Genomic DNA, 21,461 nt, shown 5'->3' with positions numbered 1-21,461 from the left:
CCCCTCAAAGAACATTGAAATGCAAAACGCATTCACCATTAAAGTTAGGCCGTGGCAAAGCGATTCGCCAACCTTTTTACCGTCCCGCAAGGCTTGTAATAGCGGTGTTTAAGCAAATATTGGTAAAGAGAAATTTCAACCTGAATGAGAACCGGTTCCCGTTCATCCCGGGGAAATGCTGTTTCACGTTTGTCCGGGATGCTTCCAAAAACCCTGAGGGTTCCGTTCGGTAAGCGGTTCCGGGTTTGGGCGATGCGAAGGTTGTGGTGCCGCCCGCCTGAAAGGGAATTATGGGCGTGCAGTTTCGTTGAAAACTTTCAGGACCGGCACCATATTACTTAAAGAATGTATGGAGGTACGACCATGGCCGGATCATTACAACGCAACGTGGTGCTTGTCTCCGGCGGCAAGGTGGATCACTTCGCCAAAGCCAACCCGGATTTGATGTTTTATGAAATGACCATGCAGGCGGTGCGGGAGGCCGTGACCGACCTCGGCCTCAAGCCGAAAGAGTTCCGCTCCCTGCTCAAGGAGCGCGGCGGGGTGATCATCAGCCATTTTGCCGATCACTTTGCCGGCCAGTTGCTGGGTGAGGCGTTGACGCGCGACTACCTTGGCCTCAACCCGGTGGAGGCGTACCGCGTGGTGGGCGGCGGCGCCACCGGGGGACTGGGTGTGCAGGCGGCAATTGAAAAGGTGGCTTCCGGCCGGGCCGACATCGTGCTCGCCGTCGGCTACGAAAAAATGTCGGAAGTGGATACGTTTCAGGGAAACGAGTTCATCGCGCTGGCGTCGGACACGGTGACGGATTTCCCCAACGGCGGATTTTACCCCCTTTACTACGCGGCGATGGCGCAGGCCTACCTCGATACCTTCGTCGGCAAAACCGTCTCGGCGAAAGACCTGCGCGCGGCGTTTTCCAAAATCGCGGTGATGATGCGCAACAACGCGCAGTACAATCGCCGGGCCCAGACATCGCACGAAAATCCATACGCCACCGCCTCGACCAGAGGCTTCATCACCATTGACCAGGTAGAGCAGTCGGGCATCGTTGCCACCCCCTCCTATCGGTTGGATTGCTGTTTGATGACGGACGGCGCATCGGCCGTCATCGTGGCGACGGAGGAGCTGGCGAAAGAGTTCACCGACAAACCGGTTCGGGTGACGGGGCTGGGAAACGGCACCGACTGCATGCGCACCGGGGAGCGGCCGCGCCTGAAGGGTGGATTGATAAAGGAAAACCTGCTTCTCCCGCACGAAGAAAACGATCCGGAACGCGTCGCTTATTACGAGTCACTGGTGTACCCGGGACTGCATTCGTTCCGCGCCGGGCGCTGGGCGGCGAAGAAGGCGTACGAGATGGCGGGTATCCGCACCGATCCGTTGGAATACTTCGACTTGATCGAAATCCACGATGCCTTCGTCATCTCCGTCGTGCAGACGATGGAAGACCTGGGCATGGTGCCGTATGGCCATGCCTGCCACTTGTTCAACGAACTGCCGCTCACCGATGGCAGGGTCCCGATCAACCCGAAGATCGGCGGTGAACGCGGGCTTTATGTGAACCCGTCGGGCGGGTTGATCGGGCAGATGCACGGCGTCGGTGCCACCGGCAACGTGCAGGCGGTGGATGTGCTCTGGCAGATGCAGGGAAAAATAAAAGAAAAATACGGACACGCGGAGGCACAGGTGCCGGACGTGAAGCGCGCGTTGTTTCACAGTCACGCGGGAACGGGAAGCGATATCACGGTGACGACCGTGGAGAAAGGGTGGTGAGCGATGCCGGTCAACGATTCGTATCTGGATCCCAAAGACCGGGCATACAACCCGGCGAAGACCGAAGTGGTGATGGTGCGGCGGCAGGTGTTCATCGATTACAAAAAAACCTACGGCGGCATTTCGCCGTACATCAACGGCATCATGGGCGGGACGCGGGCGCGCCTCTTGTTCACCTTCTGTGAAAACGCGGAGGGCCACGATTTCGGCAAGGTACTGCGTTTCCAGGTGCCGCGCGTCGATTGCCCGGAATGTTACGGACGCACGGAATGGGCGGCGCTTCCCGGCGAGACGCGGTTTTTTATCGATACGCTGTCCACGGCAGTGGAACTGGCAGGCATCTCGTTCAAGGACCGCCTGCCGGTGACGGTGGCGTGGGTGCGCGCCCACCTGCCGGATCAAGAGTTCACCGAGCTCGACACACTGGTGGCGGGCATGGTGGAGAGCGAGGATTACAAAAAGCTGAAACGCGACGACGAACTGCGTCCGGTGTTCCGCGACGATCCCATCGCCAATTTCAGCGACGTCATGTGGGTGCGCGCGGGCACGCCCCGGAAAGCGTTCCCGGAAGGTTACGTCGCCAGCAAGCACTATCCGGTTTGAAGATGAAGGGGCAAAACGATGATTCCAAAAATCGTGGGCGTTGTGGGAGCGGGGCAGATGGGAAGCGGCATCGCTCAGGTGCTGGCGGAGGCCGGCCTGGGCGTTCTCCTTTACGATGCCGCGCCCAGGCAAATTCAGAAAGGAATCGAAACCATCCGCCGCAGGCTGGAAAAGGCGGTGGCTTCGAATGAAATCCCGAAGGGACAGATGCAGAGCACGGTGGACCGGGTGATTGGGGTCAAGGGGCTCAAGGAGTTCTGCGACGCGGAGTTCATCATCGAGGCGGTGGTGGAAGACGAGGGCGAAAAGAAAATCCTGTTCGAGGGACTGGGAGACATCGCCTCGCCCTCCACCATTCTGGCGTCGAACACGTCGTCCATTCCCATCACCGAGTTGGCGGCGGTGGCGCGCCATCCGGAAAAGGTAATCGGGTTTCATTTCATGAACCCGCCGTTTCTCATGCCCGGGTTGGAGATCGTGCGCGGCCTGTTGACTTCCGATGCCACGTTCGTCGCGGCTCATGAACTGGCCAGGCACTTGGGCAGGCAGGTGGTGGTGTCGAAAGACCGCGCGGGGTTTGTGGTCAACCGCATGCTGATGCCGATGATCAACGAAGCCGTGATGCTCGTGGGCGAGGGCACGGCGTCGATCGAAGATATAGACCGCGGAGGGGTGGCCTGTCTCAACCATCCGATGGGGCCTTTGGCCCTGTCGGATACCATCGGCAACGACACGACGCATCACATTCTATCGGTGATGCAGAAGGAGCACGGCGAGCGGTTTCGTCCGGCGCCGTTGCTCACGAGGTTGGTGGAGGCAGGGATGTTCGGCAGAAAATCGTCTGCCGGATTTTATGAATGGCAGGGCAACCTGATCCAGCGCGTCAACCCGAGAGTGCTGGAATTCAAAAACGCGGGGTGAACCATGAGCTACGCCGTCAGCGCGCAGAAAGACCTCTTGACCATGATGTATGGGGACGAGACGCATATTGAGATGCTCGACGCCTTCGCCAAGCTGGTGGAGGAACGCGTGCTTCCGGCGGAGATGGCGACGGAAGTGGCGCGCGCCGCCAATCCATTGCACGAGTTTCGTTCGCAACTGCTGGCCGAGGACACGCTCGATAAAAACGCGGTGGAGGCGGTGTACGAAAAAGCCCGATCGAAACGCAAGGTGCCGGACAACGTGTTCCAGCAGATCGTGGAATCCGGCCTCACCGCCATGCCATTTGCCGAGGAGCTCGGCGGACTCGGCCTGCCGTTTCCCTTGTTCATCGCATTCCTGGAAACGCTCGGCAAGGCGTCGCCCAGCATCGGCGTGCGCTATGCCATCTCCAACACGGTAGCGGAGGGTTTGAAGTTCAACTACCACGCGGGACGCTTGTCCGATTACGGCCGGAGCATCCTGGAAGCGCTGGTCTCCGGCGAGCATCTGGCGGCGTTCTGCCTGACCGAGGCGTCGGCGTCGGGCTCCAACATCATGCAGGAGATGGCGACGCGCGCGGTGCTGAACGGCGGCGGCAGTGAATACACGCTGACCGGCAACAAGTTCTGGATCACCAACGCCGAGTCGGCGACGGTGTTCGGCGTGTTCGCACGCACGTCGAAGGACCCGCGCCACGGCGTAAGCCTGTTTATGGTCGAGCGTGCGCAGGAAGGGTGCCGCACGGGACAGGTGTTCGAGAAGTATGTGGTGGAAAATTCCTCGTTCGGCGAGATCGTTTTCAATGAAGTGAAACTGCCGCCGGACCACATGGTCGGGCAGGAAGGCTTCGGCATGGACTACGCCATGCGCATGCTCAACTCCGGCCGCATCACCATCGCCGCCCTGGCGACGGGCCTGGCGCAACGCGTGTTCGAGGAATACCTGGAGGTGGCGATCGAAGGCAAGAAGACTGCCGGGCGGCACTTGATCGAGTACGACCGCACCAAGGCGAAAGTGGCCGAGCTTTCGACGGAAATCAACGCGGCGCGCGACATGACCTACCGCGCGGCGTGGATGAAGGATCAGTACGACAAGAATTCCAACGATGGCGACTTGCTTGCACGTTACGTCATCGCCGCCAACAGCGCCAAGCTGAAAGCGGCGGCGGTGGCGCAGAAGGCGTGCACTTACCTCATCCAGATCTGGGGGGCGAGTTCGGTGGTCAAGGAAAACCGGGCGATGAAGCATTACCTCGACTCGTGGTTGTATTACTTCGGCGAGGCGGTGCCGGAAGTTTTGGAAAACACGCTGTCGCGCATGGAAGTGAAACGCTATAAAGTAAAAAAAGGATTACAGGATTGATATGAGCGCACATGTGGAATCGATGACAATGAAAACCAAACCGCTGGAGATACAACTGCGCACGTTCGGCATGGCGGCGGAAGACAGGCAGTTGGCGGAGATCGCACGGCAGGTGGAGTCGGTGAGTGCGGGCGACATCGTTCTGTTTCCCGAGTACGCCGCGTACACGGCGGAAGGATCGGACATCGCCTACGACGCGTTTTGCCGTTGGGCGCGGGAGAAACAGGCCACCCTCATCACCACGCTCAACCGCGCGGCGGACGACTTGCCTTATAGTGAGGCGGGCGAGCGCGCGAACACGCTGTTTGTGTTTTCCGCCAATGGCAAGGTGAGCGCACCGCAGGCGAAGGTGACGACTCAGTCGTTCGAGATGCGGTGGATGGATGAGAAATCGCCGATCATCAACGTCAAACCGTACACGCACCTCAACCGCGTGGTATTGCGTCACGAAGGGCAGGCGTATTCGGCGCTGTTTCTCATCTGCTCCGATTTGTACCTGCTGAAACTGTTCCCGCCGGAGGAATTGCGGGCGGACCTGCTGTTCTGTCCGGCGAACTTCGGCAACGGTGCGGAGGGCGTCGCGGGGCGGCTCATCGAAACCTGTGTTGAGCGCGGCGTGTTCGGTCAGGCGTTTTATACCAACTGTTACCAGAAGCCGAAGAGCCGGCACGTTCCGCTGACCGTGGCGGTGATGCAAAACTACCGGCAGGCGGATGGCGCTGTGGCGAGGATGGCGACCGCCGACCTGGTGCGGCAGGTCGATGCGTCGTGTCATTTGTACCATGACGACAGCCATCCCAATTTCCTGAGCATGCTGGAGCTGACCCGCCAGGGTGGTTTCGCCGTGCCGCATTCGCGCAGTGTGGAGTCCGGCCTCACCGTGTACTCCGGCATCTACGACCGCGTCATCGAGGTTTAAGTGCGCATCAAAATAAAAAGGGATCGCGGCGTGTTGCCGTGATCCCTTTTCGTTTCTGGTCGGGGCGAGAGGATTTGAACCTCCGACCCTCTGCTCCCAAAGCAGATGCGCTGCCAGGCTGCGCTACGCCCCGTTAAATGTCATGTAACGGTTTCGCATCCGATGATTCAACCGGTGGCGTGGTCATGCCGCCGCGCGGTCTTCCGGACTCAGCCGCCGTGGTGCAGGCCGCCGATCTTCTTGCGCTGGTCGTCGGTCAATACCTGAAGCAGAGCGATCTTGGCGTCGATCATCAACTGGATCGAGGCCGCCTTCACCGTCTTCATGCGCTCGCCGACGTTGCGGATGGCGCTTTCGTCGAACTCACCGCTGTGCACCAGTTTCTCCAGTTCCATGTGCGCGATGCGGTGCTCGGCATGCAGTTGCACACTTTTCTTCTGGTACTCAAACTGCTTGTCGCTGATGGTTTTCAACTGATCCTCAGTGAGTCCCAGCGGTTTGGCGAATTTCAGGAGATGCGAGAACGGATCGCGGTCGCCGTGGTGTCCGCCGCCATGACCGTAACTGCCATGACCTTTTTTATAACCGTGGCCATACCCTTTCGATCCGTGGCTGTAGCCCTCGCCGTGTTCGTAGCCCTTGCCACTGCCCTCTTCCTTGCCATGGTGGCCGGAGTAACCCGATCCATGCGGAGAGGTGCCATGCGGCGAGCCGTGGGTGTAGCCGTGCGGCGATTTCATTTGACCTTCGGTATTACTGCCTTCTTCCGGGCTGGCCGCGGCCAGGGTGACCGTCCCGGTCAGCAACAGGGGCAAGGCGAATCCGTAAACGAGAACGCGGGGAATGGATGAAACGAAATGGCGCATGGGGTACTCCTTTCTCACTCACTTATGAGGCAGTCTGGACTGGGTCCGGAAAGATGGAACCAAATTGGCACGCCCGGCAGGATTCGAACCTGCGACCTACGGATTCGAAGTTAATAACTTATTTTCTAAATAGGAGTTTTTAAACTTATTACAAACCTCAATTTTTACTGTGTTTCAAACTGTGTTATAAAACGGTTACTTTTTCACAACCCGTTCCTTTCTTATGAAACCAAAAATTCCTGTAATTAACAATGGAACGAATCCGTTTTAGAGACGGCAATGTATATCTCTATAAACGGGAGAATAGTCGAAGATGGCAGGCACGAATTAAGCTTAAAAATGGTAAATGGAAAAGAATCTCGACCAAACAAGCCAACCTAAAAGACGCCTCCGAAATAGCATGTAATTTACACGATGAATATCGTGTGCTTCAAAAGCATAATGTTGTTCTAGAATCCCGCCGATTTGTAGATGCTGCCAGAATCTCCATCAAGGAGATGGAGCAAGAATTACAAGCTGGCTATGGAAAGAAAAGTTACTTGGATTATATTCAAGCAATAAATCGCTATTTCATCCCCTATTTCGGAAATACCCTGATCGCAAATATAGATTTTACTGCCATAAAGAAATTTGATTTGTGGCGAAATGAACAAGTCAAGCGCCGGCTTAAGCATTCAACGCTCAACAACCATAATTCGGCATTAAAGAGAGTATTCAATGTAGCCGTCGATAGAGGTTGGATCAACGCTTATCAGGTCCCTGAATTGAGGAACAAAGGCGAGCGTAGTCAAAGGCGACCAAATTTTAGTTGGGATGAAATTAAGAAACTTTGTCGGTTTATGAGGGAATGGGCAAAAGAGGGCCGAACTGAAAAATCTAACATGATGCGGGAATTATTGCAGGATTATGTATTGATCTTGATTCAGACTGGAATGAGGCATGGTACAGAGACCGCTAGTCTGAAATGGAAGCATATAGAGGAGTTCAGTCATAATGGGACGGCCTTTTTGAGATTCTGGGTGAATGGGAAGACGGGAAAACGTGAGCTGATAGCCAAACACAACGTTAGGAGATATTTAAAGCGGATAAAAAAGAGATTTGGCAAGGTTTCAGGTGAAGAAAATGTCTTTCGACTTAGCAATGGAGAAAGTACCAAATGCCTTGACGGAACTTTTAATATTTTAATGAAAGAATCTGGGTTGATGTTTGATAGGCATGGCAACAGAAGAACTTTGTATAGTCTCAGACATACCTATGCAACTTTTCAGATTTTAAAGGGTATCGATTTGCACAGGTTGGCGAGAAATATGGGAACCAGTATTGGAATGTTAGAGGCCCATTATAGTCATTTAACCCCTACAATGGCGGCAAAGGATTTGGCGGGTAGGTGAGTGGCACATGTGCAGGAGGGCGCATCATAGTTTGAAAACCTACCCTGTGAACCCCATGCGATCTTTCCATCGGTTCCAATTTATTGTTTGGTCATCAAAGTTAATTAGTTTAAGAATGGCATCGCATAACAGGGTTTCGCATTTAATATCATAATCGGTTAATTTGTATAATTCAGCAGGCTCCGTTTTTGTTGCCCTTTTTGCCCATTCGTACTTCCCGTTATGAAAGAGTGCATTTCTTAACCCCGTAAAAATTTCCATTTCTCTTAAGGTGGTCAAAAATCCAAAATTCTTTAAAAAACGATTTATAACCTGAGCGGTTGGTCGGCTGTAGTCATTTTCGTTCTTCCTGGCAACAAGCTCGAGCCCAGAAAAAGACAAATAATATGTTATGTCTATAATTGGTTTAGGCAGTTTGTAAATTGTAACGTTTCTATATAAGGCCTCTCGAAAACCAGTATTTTGGCAAAAAGATTCATCTGTCAATTTCAAAAACAAGGTATGTAATAATTTTCTTGTAGAATCCGGATTGAAAGTATCGTTTAAAATTAAAGAGTTCCCGTGGTTTCGTTTATGAAATATGGGTATTGAATTTGGGTAGTCCTTTTTGGTTTGGTTTCTCAAATCAAGGATAATTAACTGTTGTTGTATGAATGTCAAGGAGCCTTCCAAGTGGAAAAAATGATCTGGAGTCGCTGGCACATTGGCTTTTCCAATGCCAGTTAAATGGAGGTTGTTTGTGTCAATTGCAAGTTTATCAATCTCCAATTTGTTTTTATAGATAGGGCTTAATGAAAACCAACGAGTTTCTATGGGTTTGGTAAAGTTGAACCCATAAATTCCAAAAAATTTTGCCATAGTAAGTTCTTTATATAATCCTAATTAGAAATTTAGGGCTTCAATTTACTCCGAACCAGGGCAACCTAATACTTTTTGCGACTGCCATCTCATATTGGCCTTGAAGTGTATAAATCTCGGCAGTTGGATCATTTGGATCAAATGGTTTAAACCTTGCATCACCCTGACATAAAAAGGAAGACAGGGCAAATCTATAGATTAGAGGGGCAACGATAGTAAATGCTTTATGCTGTATATTATTAAAAGGATATATTTGTTCCCAATCAAATGGATTTCCGTGTAAAAAATTACTTCTAGCCTTGTGTAACTCAAAATAAAGGAATTGTATGGCGGTTAAATCAACTTGCCCACTTGAGTATTTACGTTCATTAAGTTCTGGTTTTAAATAATTCAAGTTGCCTATTAACCTAATAACCTTCCATTTATCCACGTCTTCATCTCCGCCTGGATGAACCAGTGTTTCAAAAGCACTTCCCCATAAAGCTATCTGTGTCGCCAAATCAAAAAGAGAGACTCCATTGCGTACTGGCATTGAGCAGGCTTGAAAGGCGATTTGCAAAGAACGAAATAAAGCATGATAATTCCAATTATTGAAGTTTCCGGTAAAAAAAATTTCCTCCCATAACGTTAATAGACCACTTAGTAGATAATCGTCTAATCTATCTAGAAAAAACTCTGGAAGTCCTGGGGATATATGGCCATTAAAATCATCTAAGTCCTCAATGCATTGTAGAGCTGGCGTGGAAGTAACCAGATTTCCACCTTTATCTAAAATGGAAGGGTGGATAATGAAGTTGTCGCTATAAAAAATACCTAGATGGTGAGGAAGTCTTATTCTTGTCTGAATATGAAACAGGATAGAGCTGATCGCGATTATGTTTCTAAAAGTTATAATTGCTTCCCATTCATTATCAATCCTTGTGGTATCCAAGTTTTTTAAAATAACCGATACATCTCTTTTTCTTTTAAAGTCGTCATGAAAATTGAGAATGAAATTTCCCCAAATTGGAAATTGCTCAACAATACCCTTTACTCGCTGATCTGAAGTTGGAGCTAACGAAAAATACTGTGTATCAAATGAACGGGTAAGCTTTAAGTTGTGCAGGACAGCAACAATTTCCCAATTAGTAGCCATCGGATCTTCCAAGAAAAATGGGTTTTATTTGCAGGAAATGCAAGAAAGTGGGTCTAATTTTCGGAATAAAAAAAATGCAAGCCATGAAAATGATATTGGGGAAAAAATCAGAAGTGATGATTTTATCTAAAGGAAGGCTAAACGGGAAGAAAAGTCTACAGATGGGATAAAAATAACTTAAATTGGGAACAAGCAGGAAAAGAAATGCTGGAATGAAAACATATCAAATTGTTTTATTAAAAACCCTCGTTAAACCTTTTATGGTAGGACCTCGTCTTTAGCCGAAAACCTAAAATAAATTCTTTGGTTAATTTCCGCAATAAACCAGAACGAGTTAATTCCTGATTTTGAGATATTTGATCTAGTTGTTCTATTAAATGTACCGGTAATCGAAATGCGACTAACCTTTTATTAGTTACCATTTAAATCCTTTAGTTGATACGTTTCGAGAATTAGAAGATAAAAAATCTTACAATACTAGTGGCCTTCGGCCACATCCTTCGGATGTCCCAGGATATTAATTATTGGTTAGAAGGTAATAGACAAACAATCTTTAATGGAAGAACTTAAGAACAAATAGAAAGAATGTATTGTTTTTGTTCGGTTATAGAATTACCTAAATTAAACACAGTTATTCTAATGCCGTCCCAAAGTACGGCTTTTAAAGCGATATAATCTCAGCAAAAATATCAGTCATAATATAATTGGCTGCGTTGCAACCACCAAAACTACCGTCTCTTGCTGAACTCTGTCGAAATCACGAAATTCTCAAGATTTTCTTCATTCCAAATGTCCTTCACCGAGTAGGACGCGGCTTTTTGCTTATCCTTTACTTCCTTCAATAACTGAAGGTTTAAATCCCCACTAGGTATCAGTCTTTCCCAATACATTGGTGCAAAAAGCTTAAAATCCTCCCAGCGGTCTTCGGGTAACTTTACCAAAGCATGATAATGAAACTGCCCGGTTTTGCCGCCGATTTCCTGAAACGCGATGAAAAATGTTCTGTTTTCGCGTTTGTGTTTATAGAAATATCTGCCAAATAATTTCCGATCTAGTTTTTTGTGCCAACGGTCTAATTGCCGTCGTCCAGCACCTGCACCAGTCTCTCGGTTGAAGTTAAAGGTCAGGAAATAATCAAATTTAAGGCCCTCCAACATGGCCACTAAATCCGGCTTCAGCTGTCCGTAACTGATGTGGTTCATCCCATCCTCGTTTCTACCCGTCCTGTAAAACAGGTTTATACGTATTTATATTTATAAAATGGGTCCATTCAAGGCTGGGGTGAAACCACACAGTTAACGGAAATTGGCGTAAATGCCAATTACACATGGAGTTATCAACAATGGAGGTTATATTATACGTTCATTTAAATCAGAAATCAAGGGAAAAATGACAATAACTCCTTTAAAATTAATATGTTAAGAAATTATTAAAAAATGTCAAAAACATGTTAAAATTAATAAAAAAACATATTTTTATTTAAATCAGGAAAGTTACAAGTTGATTGAAGCGGTTTGGGTTTTTAAGTCTGTAGATTTCATGATTTCCATGGAAATTAACAGGTTTATTGGAGGTTGATTAATGGCGAAACAAGGACGAGCGAGAGTACTCAGTGAGCATGAATTTCGACGTGTGGTCAGAAACCAAAAAGGCGAAAAACATGGTTTCCGCAATATTGCCCTGCTTCATTTTTCGTTCTACCTAGGGTTAAGAGCTAAAGAGATGGCGAGTTTAAAAATCGTGGATGTGATGGACGACGAGGGCAGGTTGAAAGAGGAGATTGTGTTGCGTAAACACATGACCAAAGGGGAAAAGGTGCGTACGGTTTATCTAACCAATACCAAGGTTAAGAAAGCTTTAAAGGTCTACTTGGATCACCGGCGGAAGGTGGAAAAGACATTATTCCCGAACAGTCATCTATTTCGAAGTCAGATTTCGGGAAAATTTTCACCGAATACCATGCAAATGCTATTTTCAAATATGTATGAGAGTGTCGGGATTTATGGTGCATCCAGTCATAGCGGCCGGAGGAGCTTTGCGACACGGTTGTTGGAACAAGGTGTTGGTATTAAGTCAGTACAAACGCTTTTAGGTCATTCCAGTATCACCACTACTTCCATCTATGCTGAGGACAATCCGCGTCTGCTGGCGAATATTTCGAAGAATTTGAAGATATAAGGGCAAAAAAAATGGCACATGACCGAAGCCATGTGCCGAATTTCAGTTTTAGCTTTACGAATTTAATTTTTCAAAAAGCTCCTCTGGTGAATACCTTTGGAGAAGCTCTTGATTTTGCTTTTTTAGTTCCTTTTCTTTTTGCTCCTTTAGCTTTCGCTCCAAAGAGGTCGGCTCAAGTCGTGTTCCATTCATACCCTTAAGAGATTTTTCGATCTTAGATTGAATCTCTGAAAGATCGGCTCGATCCGGGTCGACAAAAATGATTAGAAACTTTTCATTTTCAGGAAGGTTCTTGCTTTTTCCTTTAATAACCCCTTGCTCAGCGTCCCGAAAATCTAATATCTCTTTGCGCTGAACAGTTGGTTTTAAAAGACCTTGAGTTTTTGCCTTGTCAAACTCCTCATTCGATAAGGTACTGATCGCATGAAGAGTCGCATATGAACCTGGTAAAATCTCAATGTGGTCCGGATTTAAAATTCGATTATCTTTACCCACTTTTAAAAGCTTGTAAGCAATGGTGCGGGAAAATGGTAAACGATTACTTATTAAATCCTTCCACTGATCTTTGGTTAAAGCGTTTTCTGCTTCAGACAACAACCTGGCAACTTTTAAAATACCTCCAACAGATTTACGCCAATTTTCAGTGATCTGTCCGATGAAGTCTTGAGGTGTTTGAGTTGAAGTGTTTTTCTGACCTTCCTGCTTAATTGTTGATTGCATTTTAATACCCTACATTAAAGTTTAAAGTTTTCGGCTTTTGCCTTTAATGCAGATGCCCGTTCTATAGCCATTTTTACGTCATTTCTGGCCAAGATTTTAGGCTCACGTGCAACCATTTATTTCATAATATATAGTCTGCAACTGCCCGCTTGGACAGCATGCTTATTATATCAAATTTGCGCAAAATAGTGAGGACTTTTTGATTAAAAAATTGTCCTAAAGCCTTGTATTATAAATGTTAATGAAATGTGAATGGCGAATAGAAAAACAGTATGGGCACTACATAAGGGACAGGATAAAGCCTGCCATTTTGGGCTGGTTAAATGAGAAAACGATGGGTGATTTTGTAATTGAGGCCGACGAATTGGACCCGGAAACCATGATGAGGACGATAACCGTGGTCTTTACGAATCAGGTGGATGCAGAGCGGTTCCGAAAGCTTCAAATCCCTGTGGATTTGTATAGGGAAAAATTCAAAAATTCAGGGGCGAGAATGGGGATAAGGCGGGATGATTGGAAATGATTTGGATTCCTTGGATGAAGAGTGGCACATATGCAGGATTTGGTGGGGAAAAAAGTGAATGATGGAGAATCTAAATTGGTGGATGCGTGAAAAACTTAAAAATACGAACATATATTAATTAAATAATTGACTTTATTTAATTTTCTAAAAATTTCTTGTTTCCAAGAAAGGTATGATATATGGTTGCCATGTAATATTACTTATGTAACGTAGCTTAGGTGTTATATGGCAATTGGTGAATCTGGACGTATTGTTATCGAAATTAGCCCGGACCTCAAAAAAAGACTTTATGCCACTCTGGCATTGGAGCAAAAAACCCTAAAGGAATGGTTTATCTTAAAAGCAGAGCAATACATAAAAGATCAAATACAACCTAGTTTATTCCAAGACGAAAAAGAATTGTAATAACATTGCTCAAAGACAATTATGAATTTTATTGAAAATGAAAGTGCTCAAAAGCTTCGCGGCGGGTACTTTACCCCGTTAGATATAGCTATTTTTGTATCAGAATGGGTTAAGGAAATAAGCCCTAAAAACATTTTAGAGCCTAGTTGCGGTGACGGTGTTTTCTTTGAAGCGTTTTCAAAAGTAATGCCTCTAGATAAATTAAATATTACAGGTTTCGAGCTTTATAAAGAGGATGCTTTTAAAGCGAGGCGGCGATTAAAAGGACCTTCAAAATTTAATATAAAAGTGCATGCCGAGGATTATTTAGGATGGGCAATAAAGCAAATTTTAAGCCCTCGTTTATCTTTTGATGCGGTTGTGGGCAACCCACCTTTTATTCGGTACCAATATTTACCCGAGGAATTTCAAGATAAAGCCGAGAAAATTTTCAAAATATTAAAGTTACCTTTCACAAAGCACACAAATGCTTGGGTCCCTTTTGTTTTATCGTCCGTGGAATTATTACGGCCAGGGGGACGCTTAGCAATGGTTTTGCCCGCTGAGATAATTCATATAATGCATGCGCAGTCGTTAAGAAGCTATTTAGGTTCTACTTGTAGTCGTTTGTTATTAATTGATCCAGAAGAGATTTGGTTTGAAAATACATTGCAGGGGGCAGTTATTCTTTTGGCTGAAAAAAAAGTAAAGTCAACTGATTATGGTTATGGTTTAGGAATTTCAAAAGTTAGTGGGAAAGGATTTCTAAAAACCGATCCTTGTAATTTATTTAATAAGGCACCCAGAATAAATGGCAGGACTATTTTAGAAAAATGGACGGGTGCATTGCTTACAAATTCGGAAAGGCACCTTTTTCAGCAAATTATTGAATTGCCTGAGATATATAAGTTTAAAGATCTCGCAGATGTTGATGTTGGGATTGTTACAGGCGCAAACAAGTTTTTTTTGGTAAATGATGAAACTGTAAGGAAATATAATCTTTTAAACTGGGCCTATCCAATGTTTGGAAGGAGTGACCATTGTGACGGGGTTATATATGATAAAAAGCAACACGAACACAATTCTCGCCTAAACATTCCAAATAATTTCATTTGGTTAAGAGAGGAGAAGAGCAAATTCGATAAGAATGTTAATTCATACATAGAGCTTGGAGAGAAAGAAAACCTGCCAAGTCGATACAAATGCCGTATAAGAAATCCGTGGTATACAGTTCCGTCGGTATATTCAACTAAAGTTGCTATGCTTAAGCGCGCGCACGATTACCATCGTTTAATATTAAATAAATTAGAAGCTTTTACAACCGATACAGCTTATAGAATAAAAACAAAATCCTGTGAGCCAACTAAAATTGTATATTGTTATGTTAATTGTTTGACAGCATTGAGTGCTGAGTTGGAAGGAAGACATTATGGTGGTGGGGTTTTGGAACTTGTGCCGTCAGAAATTGAAAAGCTAATAATACCTTACCCAAAAAAAATTAGGCCCAAGGTTCGAGAGCTTGATGGTTTAGTTAGAAACCTTAATTCTGTTGAGCTTTTAGAAAAGCAAAGCAATGTGGTTTTATCTTCTTTGGGATTAACAAGAAATGATCAACATCAGCTCCTAACGGCTTGGTTACGCTTAAAGAATAGAAGGCAACGTGCAAAAGGTTAATCAATTTCAATTAAAAAATGTTCGGGGTCGCTTTGGCTTGCATAAAGAAAGAGATACCGCCCCAACAAATCGTGTTTTGCCACGTACTTCAAAATAGGTCCCCAATTAATGTGGGTCATGAAGTTTTTCTGTTTATAGGTTGCAGAACTTTTATCTGTGTTATGGGAAAGCATAAGATTAAAAATTCCGTAATTGACATTTTTAATAATTAATTCAAAATTTGCCCTAGCCCTTTCCCATTTCGATCCTTCTTTCTCTATGCGCCAATTCAAATTTGCAAAAACTTCTTCCCTGAAATAATGCCGATGATCTACGCCTTCCAATTTTCCTTTTTTTAAACCCATAGAACCCGTTGAATGAGTCTTTGTGCTTTTAGGGATATTAATATCTCTCCTGGTTAATTCTCCACTTTCCCAAACAAGATTATATTCAGAATTCAGTGTGTCGGTTTTTTGGGGGGATGCTGGTTTCTTTTTTTTGCTTGTTTGTGAAGTTGGCCTAATTTTGGGGCGTGGTTTTGAATGGAGCTTCATTGGAGAAAGTTGATCTCGTTCTCCCTTTCCGCCCGAATTGGTTTTTCGAGGAATAATTTTAGTTTTTTCATCTACTAATCTTCCTTGATTAAGTAATTCTTTAGTTTGTTTTCTGTTTTTAATTTCAAAAATATGATTGGGGAATTTTTTATTTAAATTTGAGAATATATCTGTTGCTTCATGAAGAAATTTTTTATCGGAAGATTGATTTAAGTTCAAGTCAATTAATGTGCTGACCTCGATATTATTATATATTCCTCCAAAAGTTAAATTTGCGCTTCCAATTATTATTTTGGCATTCAAATCGGAGTAGGCTAAGTAAACTTTCGGATGAAATATTTGAGTCCTAGATGCTGTATCAACAGCGAATAATTGTACGCCAATATCCAAAAGTCTATTGATAGCTTGAACGGAAGTTATTTCATTTCTAATTCCAAAGTAAATTTTAGTTATTTTTGAGAGAGGTTTGATATTTTTTTCTAATTCCATCAAACCTTCTTCACGAACGAATGCAACACTAAAAATAATTTCCTTTGGCTTGTTTAAACTTAAAATTTGTTTAACAGCCTCAGCATGGTTTGAGGGAGTTAAAGCTTGAAATAGAAAATTTAGGTTTGCCATATCGTTTTTGTTTTTTTCGGCCTTACTTTTGGAATTAGGGTGCTAAGAACAATTTAGGTAAAGATGAACTTTGTCCCATATGAGCTTAACTTGTCAATTAAGCTCCCTTACTTCGCGGGTTCTTGAAGAAAGAATAATATGCCACCCATTGGCACATGTGCAGGAATTATAGCCAAAATTTGCTAAGCACTTCAATCAAATGAAGAACCCAGAATGTGTTATGGGTGTGTTATGGAACGGGAGAAGTAAAAAAGGGATCACGGTTATTGCCGTGATCCCTTTTCGTTTCTGGTCGGGGCGAGAGGATTTGAACCTCCGACCCTCTGCTCCCAAAGCAGATGCGCTGCCAGGCTGCGCTACGCCCCGTTGAATGTTCTGAAACGGTGTTGCGTCCAATCGATGCAACCGGCCGCGCGGTTAAATTGGTACGCGGCCTTGTGCGTCAACCGCCGTGGTGCAGGCCGCCGATCTTCTTGCGCTGGTCGTCGGTCAATACCTGAAGCAGAGCGATCTTGGCGTCGATCATCAACTGGATCGAGGCCGCCTTCACCGTCTTCATGCGCTCGCCGACGTTGCGGATGGCGCTTTCGTCGAACTCACCGCTGTGCACCAGTTTCTCCAGTTCCATGTGCGCGATGCGGTGCTCGGCATGCAGTTGCACACTTTTCTTCTGGTACTCAAACTGCTTGTCGCTGATGGTTTTCAACTGATCCTCAGTGAGTCCCAGCGGTTTGGCGAATTTCAGGAGATGCGAGAACGGATCGCGGTCGCCGTGGTGTCCGCCGCCATGACCGTAACTGCCATGACCTTTTTTATAACCGTGGCCATACCCTTTCGATCCGTGGCTGTAGCCCTCGCCGTGTTCGTAGCCCTTGCCACTGCCCTCTTCCTTGCCATGGTGGCCGGAGTAACCCGATCCATGCGGAGAGGTGCCATGCGGCGAGCCGTGGGTGTAGCCGTGCGGCGATTTCATTTGACCTTCAGTATTACTGCCTTCTTCCGGGCTGGCCGCGGCCAGGGTGACCGTCCCGGTCAGCAACAGGGGCAAGGCGAATCCGTAAACGAGAACGCGGGGAATGGATGAAACGAAATGGCGCATGGGGTACTCCTTTCTCACTCACTTATGAGGCAGTCTGGACTGGGTCCGGAAAGATGGAACCAAATTGGCACGCCCGGCAGGATTCGAACCTGCGACCTACGGATTCGAAGTCCGGTACTCTATCCAGCTGAGCTACGGGCGCAGAAAAAAATGGGGTGAGCGACGGGATTTGAACCCGCGACCACTGGAGCCACAATCCAGTGCTCTACCAGCTGAGCTACGCCCACCATGATGTCTATTGTAGGGTATTATATAAAAATAAGGAGTGCAGTTTAAACCATTCATTCCGCCGGTACAAGCAAATATTCCCGGCCAACTGCTTGAAAACGGGGGCCTACAGTCGGTCGGGCGGCATCCCACACCGGTGCGGGGGCGTTCTCACTTGATGACGCGCAAATGCGAGCGGTCGCGCTTCGGCTTGGGATCCGTTTCCTTGTCCTTTTCGGCGGATTTCGCGGCGGCGCGGGTTTGCGGCTGAATGGTGGTTTTCCGCGTGGGGTCCGGCTTTTTCGCCTTGGTCATCTCCTCCATCAGGTCGATATCCTGCGGAATGCTTTCCTCCCACACCTGGCCTTCGTTGGTTTGCGGATCGTACATGGCCCAAACCGCGGTGAAGGGGATGATGCATTTGTACGGGCGGCCGCCGAACGACAGGGTGGCGTAAATGCCGTTTTCATCGGCTTCGATGGGACGGCGGAACCCCAGGTTGAGCACCAGGTTCAGCATGGGGTTGTGCTTGTGCTGTTTGGGCACGTCCACATCCGGCTGGCGCGCGTCCAGGCACACCATGGCGTCGCCCTGGCTGAGCAGGTGGTTCAGCATGTCCTGTTTGGTCTGGGCAGGGGTCTCCATGGCCCCAAAGTTACCACAATTTTTTTTCGGCGAAAAGCGGATCATGATACCATTTGCGTTCACACCGAAAGTTCAATCAGATATAAAAGAAGGGCAATCATGAACGCAAGCAAGGTATGGAAACGAGCGGGTTGGGTCTTGGCAATCTGGCTGGCGTGGGCCGGCGTGGCGGTGGCGGAGGAGGCGCGGACCTTCGAGATCCTGCCGCACATCTGGACGGTGCACTCCGAGGGCGGACCGGATGCGAATGCGACCTTCATCATCACCGATCAGGGTGTGATCGTGATCGACACGCGAATGACCGCGCAAGGCGGCCAACACCTGCATGATGAAATCCGCAAGAAGACGGACAAGCCCGTCACGCACGTGGTCAACACGCACCATCACAAGGACAGCGTGCTCGGCAACTCGGCGTTCAAGGAGTGCCCCTCCATCATCGCGCACCTGAAAGCGCAGAAAAACATGGAAACCATGGCCAAACTGGAGGGGTTGAAAGGCCTGACCTACCCGAACCTCGCGTTTGATAAGAAGGTGGAGTTGACTCTGGGCGGGTACCTCCTGGAATTGCGCCACCCGGGTCCGGGGCATACCGACGGCGATCTCTACGTGTACCTTCCCACCTGGCGTACGATCATCGCGGGCGGGCTGGTGTTCAATCGCGTCATTCCGGACATGAATGACAGTTACATCGATCCGTGGATCGATGCCCTGCAAGAGATGGAAGACATTGACGCGGAGCTGATCGTGCCCGGTCACGGCCGTCCCGGTGGCAAGCAGATCATCATCCAGGCGAAGCACTATTTGATCCTGCTCCGGCAGTACGTCAACCGCGAGCTCGATAAAGGATACGATCTCAACAAAACGATCGAAAACGTGACCGCGCGATTGAAGGAAAAGTACAGCGACTGGACGCATGCCGAACGGATGGAGGAGAACATCCGCCGTGCGTTCATCGAGTACACCGCGAAGCGGGAAACCTGATACGAACAAAATAATCTGAAAATAAAAAACCCCTTTCCCGAACCGGGAAAGGGGTTTTTCTTTATCTTTGATGATGCGGCTTACACGTCGATGCCTTTTTTGCGCCAGTACTCGCGCAGGTTGGTGTCCGTGTCGAGAATGGTGTCGAGGTACGTGTGTCCGCCGGGGATCATTGGAATGACGTGGCCGTGGCTCTTGTCGTTGTAAGGATACTTGACGTCGAGCACGTAGGGCCCTTTGTGCTTCATCATACGTTTCAACGCCGGCTCCACTTCCTCCGGTTTGCGGATGGACTCGCCCTTGATGCCGAAGGCATCGGCGATCTCCGCGAAATCCGCATCGCCGATGTAGGTGTGCCCGCGCAGGGACTTGTAGAAGCGGTCCTCCCACTGGGCCACCATGCCGAGGTGTGCGTTATTGAGGACGACGCTTTTCACCGGAATGTTTTCGATCTTGCAGGTCTGCAGTTCCTGAATGTTCATGAGGAACGAGCCGTCGCCGTCGATGTTGACGACGGGAAGGTCCGGCCGCGCCACCGCCGCGCCCATTGCGGCAGGCAGGCCGAAGCCCATTGCGCCCAACCCGGAAGAGCACAGCCAGCGCCGCGGTTGCTTGAACCGCCAGAACTGTGCCGTCCACATCTGGTGCTGGCCGACGCCGACGGAAACGATGGCTTCGTCCCCGGCGATGCGTTGCAGTTCGGTGATCACGTGTTGCGGCACGATGTCCTTGTCGCTCATCTTGTACGTCAGCGGAAACTCCTGTTTCCACTCCTGGACCTGTGTCAGCCAGGGACCCATGTCCTTTTTCTTTTCCGCCATCTCGTTCATCATCTTGAGCGCCTGTTTGACATCGCCCTGGATCGGCACATCGACGGTGATGTTCTTGTTGATCTCCGACGGATCGATATCCACATGGATGAACTTCGCGTTCGGGCAGAACTCGGAAAGCTTGCCGGTGACGCGGTCGTCGAAGCGTACGCCGAGTGCGATGACGAGATCGGCGTGGTTGATGGCGATGTTCGCGTACACCGCGCCGTGCATGCCGAGCATATGGAGTGAAAGCGGATCGTCCATCGGGAAACTGCCGAGGCCCATGACCGTGTTGGTGATGGGAATGCCCGTCTTCTTGACAAACTTACGCAACTCGTCGGAAGCTTCCGCGGAGACGATGCCGCCGCCCGCATAAATGATGGGCCGCCGCGCTTCCTTGATCAGGTGCATGGCTTTTTTCACCTGTTGCGGCGCAGGCTTCAGGTTCGGGCGGTAACCCGGAATATCGAGCCCGACTTTGAAGTCCGGGATCGTTTCCTGCTGTTGGATGTTCTTGGGAATGTCAACGAGCACCGGCCCCGGCCGCCCCGTGGAAGCGATGTGAAACGCCTCGTGAATGATCTGCGGAATATCGTTGATGTCCTGCACCAGGTAGCTGTGTTTGACCAATGGAAACGAAGCGCCGACGATGTCCGTTTCCTGGAACGCGTCACTGCCGATCACCGGCGTCGGTACCTGGCCCGTGATGGCGACAAGCGGAATGGAGTCCATCTTCGCGTCCATGATGCCGGTCAACAGGTTGGTTGCGCCCGGACCGGAGGTGGCGATGCATACGCCCGGCCGGCCCGTCACCCGCGCGTAGCCGCCCGCGGCAAACGAACCACCCTGTTCGTGGCGCGGCAGGACGTGGCGGATTTTCTTGGTGAGCGTCAACGCCTGGTGGATTTCCATCGACGCACCGCCGGGATAGCCAAACACCGTGTCCACGCCTTCGTTTTCCAGAGCTTTCACGAGGATGTCCCGTCCCTTCATGGGCGGGTTGGCGAGATCTTTTTTCCGGTCGATGTTGACGACTTTTTTTGCTGTGGACGGACGCGTGCGGGACATGGCTTATAACTTGTTATAAATTAATAAGATAAATTGAAACCTTAGCCTATAGGCTGGGGCTTGTCAAACCCAAACTCCGAGCGCAAACCGGGCACGGCGGGTGGCCTGCTGTGCTGTGGGTGGTGATGACGGGATTCGGCTCCGGATACTCTGTTATAACGTGTTCAACCGGACCCTATCAATTT

The 21,461-nt window shown here is 48.4% G+C and carries 20 protein-coding genes and 4 tRNA genes; 11 read left to right on the top strand and 13 right to left on the bottom strand.

Translation table 11 applies throughout. The features are described 5' to 3' along the window. Positions 1-363 precede the first annotated feature (363 nt). Genes J2S31_RS12690 through J2S31_RS12670 form a run of 5 tightly spaced genes read left to right on the top strand, consistent with a single transcriptional unit; the run spans position 364 to position 5,581 of the window. Positions 364-1,776, top strand: coding sequence for a thiolase C-terminal domain-containing protein (locus J2S31_RS12690; protein WP_237099460.1), 1,413 nt, complete (start codon positions 364-366; stop codon positions 1,774-1,776). A 3-nt stretch (positions 1,777-1,779) separates the two neighbouring features. Beyond that, the gene (locus J2S31_RS12685) at positions 1,780-2,379 is read left to right on the top strand and encodes a hypothetical protein (RefSeq protein ID WP_237099458.1); all 600 of its coding nucleotides are present in this window, start codon (positions 1,780-1,782) and stop codon (positions 2,377-2,379) included. An 18-nt stretch (positions 2,380-2,397) separates the two neighbouring features. Then, positions 2,398-3,300: a 3-hydroxyacyl-CoA dehydrogenase family protein gene (locus J2S31_RS12680; RefSeq protein WP_237099457.1), complete on the top strand. Its 903-nt coding sequence runs from the start codon at positions 2,398-2,400 to the stop codon at positions 3,298-3,300. A gap of 3 nt (positions 3,301-3,303) precedes the next feature. Further along, entirely contained in the window at positions 3,304-4,662 is a 1,359-nt protein-coding gene (locus tag J2S31_RS12675; RefSeq protein WP_237099456.1) for an acyl-CoA dehydrogenase family protein, read from the top strand. A gap of 28 nt (positions 4,663-4,690) precedes the next feature. Then, positions 4,691-5,581: a hypothetical protein gene (locus tag J2S31_RS12670; protein WP_237099455.1), complete on the top strand. Its 891-nt coding sequence runs from the start codon at positions 4,691-4,693 to the stop codon at positions 5,579-5,581. A 56-nt stretch (positions 5,582-5,637) separates the two neighbouring features. On the opposite strand, the gene J2S31_RS12665 is transcribed toward J2S31_RS12670, so the two are convergent. After that, positions 5,638-5,714 (bottom strand) — tRNA-Pro (locus J2S31_RS12665). Positions 5,715-5,790: 76 nt separating this feature from the next. Next, positions 5,791-6,447 (bottom strand): Spy/CpxP family protein refolding chaperone, encoded by a 657-nt coding sequence (locus J2S31_RS12660; RefSeq protein ID WP_237099444.1) that lies wholly within the window; start codon positions 6,445-6,447, stop codon positions 5,791-5,793. A gap of 251 nt (positions 6,448-6,698) precedes the next feature. Between J2S31_RS12660 and J2S31_RS12655 the strand changes: the two genes are divergently transcribed. Continuing rightward, positions 6,699-7,838 carry a tyrosine-type recombinase/integrase gene (locus J2S31_RS12655; RefSeq protein WP_237099454.1) on the top strand — a complete coding sequence of 380 codons (1,140 nt, stop codon included), beginning with the start codon at positions 6,699-6,701 and terminating at the stop codon, positions 7,836-7,838. Between the two features lie 39 nt (positions 7,839-7,877). On the opposite strand, the gene J2S31_RS12650 is transcribed toward J2S31_RS12655, so the two are convergent. The 3 genes from J2S31_RS12650 to J2S31_RS12640 form a co-directional block, all read right to left on the bottom strand. After that, positions 7,878-8,696, bottom strand: a complete 819-nt coding sequence (locus J2S31_RS12650; RefSeq protein WP_237099453.1) for a hypothetical protein — start codon at positions 8,694-8,696, stop codon at positions 7,878-7,880. A gap of 40 nt (positions 8,697-8,736) precedes the next feature. Further along, positions 8,737-9,831 (bottom strand): hypothetical protein, encoded by a 1,095-nt coding sequence (locus J2S31_RS12645; RefSeq protein WP_237099452.1) that lies wholly within the window; start codon positions 9,829-9,831, stop codon positions 8,737-8,739. A gap of 728 nt (positions 9,832-10,559) precedes the next feature. Further along, positions 10,560-11,033 (bottom strand): hypothetical protein, encoded by a 474-nt coding sequence (locus J2S31_RS12640; RefSeq protein WP_237099451.1) that lies wholly within the window; start codon positions 11,031-11,033, stop codon positions 10,560-10,562. Positions 11,034-11,412: 379 nt separating this feature from the next. On the opposite strand from J2S31_RS12640, the gene J2S31_RS12635 reads away from it, so the two are divergent. Next, positions 11,413-12,009, top strand: a complete 597-nt coding sequence (locus J2S31_RS12635) for a tyrosine-type recombinase/integrase (protein ID WP_237099450.1) — start codon at positions 11,413-11,415, stop codon at positions 12,007-12,009. Between the two features lie 54 nt (positions 12,010-12,063). Here J2S31_RS12635 and J2S31_RS12630 read toward each other — a convergent pair whose 3' ends face one another. Next, on the bottom strand, positions 12,064-12,729 hold the full coding sequence (locus J2S31_RS12630; RefSeq protein WP_237099449.1) for a hypothetical protein: 666 nt from the start codon (positions 12,727-12,729) through the stop codon (positions 12,064-12,066). Positions 12,730-12,970: 241 nt separating this feature from the next. Here J2S31_RS12630 and J2S31_RS12625 point away from each other — a divergent pair, with 241 nt between their 5' ends. The 3 genes from J2S31_RS12625 (at position 12,971) to J2S31_RS12615 (ending at position 15,310) form a co-directional block, all read left to right on the top strand. Next, positions 12,971-13,252, top strand: coding sequence for a hypothetical protein (locus tag J2S31_RS12625; protein WP_237099448.1), 282 nt, complete (start codon positions 12,971-12,973; stop codon positions 13,250-13,252). Between the two features lie 225 nt (positions 13,253-13,477). After that, entirely contained in the window at positions 13,478-13,657 is a 180-nt protein-coding gene (locus J2S31_RS12620) for a hypothetical protein (protein WP_237099447.1), read from the top strand. Positions 13,658-13,678: 21 nt separating this feature from the next. Next, positions 13,679-15,310: an N-6 DNA methylase gene (locus J2S31_RS12615; RefSeq protein ID WP_237099446.1), complete on the top strand. Its 1,632-nt coding sequence runs from the start codon at positions 13,679-13,681 to the stop codon at positions 15,308-15,310. Here the strand turns inward: J2S31_RS12615 and J2S31_RS12610 are convergent. The 6 genes from J2S31_RS12610 to J2S31_RS12585 all read right to left on the bottom strand — a co-directional run bounded on the left by J2S31_RS12610 (position 15,307) and on the right by J2S31_RS12585 (position 18,415). Further along, positions 15,307-16,464: a phospholipase D family protein gene (locus J2S31_RS12610; RefSeq protein WP_237099445.1), complete on the bottom strand. Its 1,158-nt coding sequence runs from the start codon at positions 16,462-16,464 to the stop codon at positions 15,307-15,309. The two genes, J2S31_RS12615 and J2S31_RS12610, sit on opposite strands and share 4 nt — an antisense overlap. Positions 16,465-16,753: 289 nt before the next feature. After that, positions 16,754-16,830: transfer RNA gene (locus J2S31_RS12605), tRNA-Pro, on the bottom strand. Positions 16,831-16,906: 76 nt separating this feature from the next. Beyond that, positions 16,907-17,563, bottom strand: a complete 657-nt coding sequence (locus J2S31_RS12600; RefSeq protein ID WP_237099444.1) for a Spy/CpxP family protein refolding chaperone — start codon at positions 17,561-17,563, stop codon at positions 16,907-16,909. 65 nt (positions 17,564-17,628) lie between these two features. Further along, positions 17,629-17,705: transfer RNA gene (locus tag J2S31_RS12595), tRNA-Arg, on the bottom strand. 9 nt (positions 17,706-17,714) lie between these two features. Then, a tRNA-His gene (locus J2S31_RS12590) sits at positions 17,715-17,790 on the bottom strand. Positions 17,791-17,941: 151 nt separating this feature from the next. Beyond that, entirely contained in the window at positions 17,942-18,415 is a 474-nt protein-coding gene (locus J2S31_RS12585; RefSeq protein ID WP_237099443.1) for a ClpXP protease specificity-enhancing factor SspB, read from the bottom strand. A gap of 138 nt (positions 18,416-18,553) precedes the next feature. On the opposite strand from J2S31_RS12585, the gene J2S31_RS12580 reads away from it, so the two are divergent. Next, the gene (locus J2S31_RS12580; RefSeq protein ID WP_237099441.1) at positions 18,554-19,396 is read left to right on the top strand and encodes an MBL fold metallo-hydrolase; all 843 of its coding nucleotides are present in this window, start codon (positions 18,554-18,556) and stop codon (positions 19,394-19,396) included. Positions 19,397-19,476: 80 nt separating this feature from the next. Here J2S31_RS12580 and ilvB read toward each other — a convergent pair whose 3' ends face one another. After that, the gene (gene ilvB / locus J2S31_RS12575; RefSeq protein WP_237099440.1) at positions 19,477-21,276 is read right to left on the bottom strand and encodes a biosynthetic-type acetolactate synthase large subunit; all 1,800 of its coding nucleotides are present in this window, start codon (positions 21,274-21,276) and stop codon (positions 19,477-19,479) included. Positions 21,277-21,461 lie beyond the last annotated feature (185 nt).

The sequence above is a fragment of the Nitrospina gracilis Nb-211 genome, from assembly GCF_021845525.1.
GTDB classification, from domain to species: domain Bacteria; phylum Nitrospinota; class Nitrospinia; order Nitrospinales; family Nitrospinaceae; genus Nitrospina; species Nitrospina gracilis_A.
Note: the sequence above shows the minus strand (reverse complement) of the source record. Positions and strands in the feature narration are given on the sequence as shown.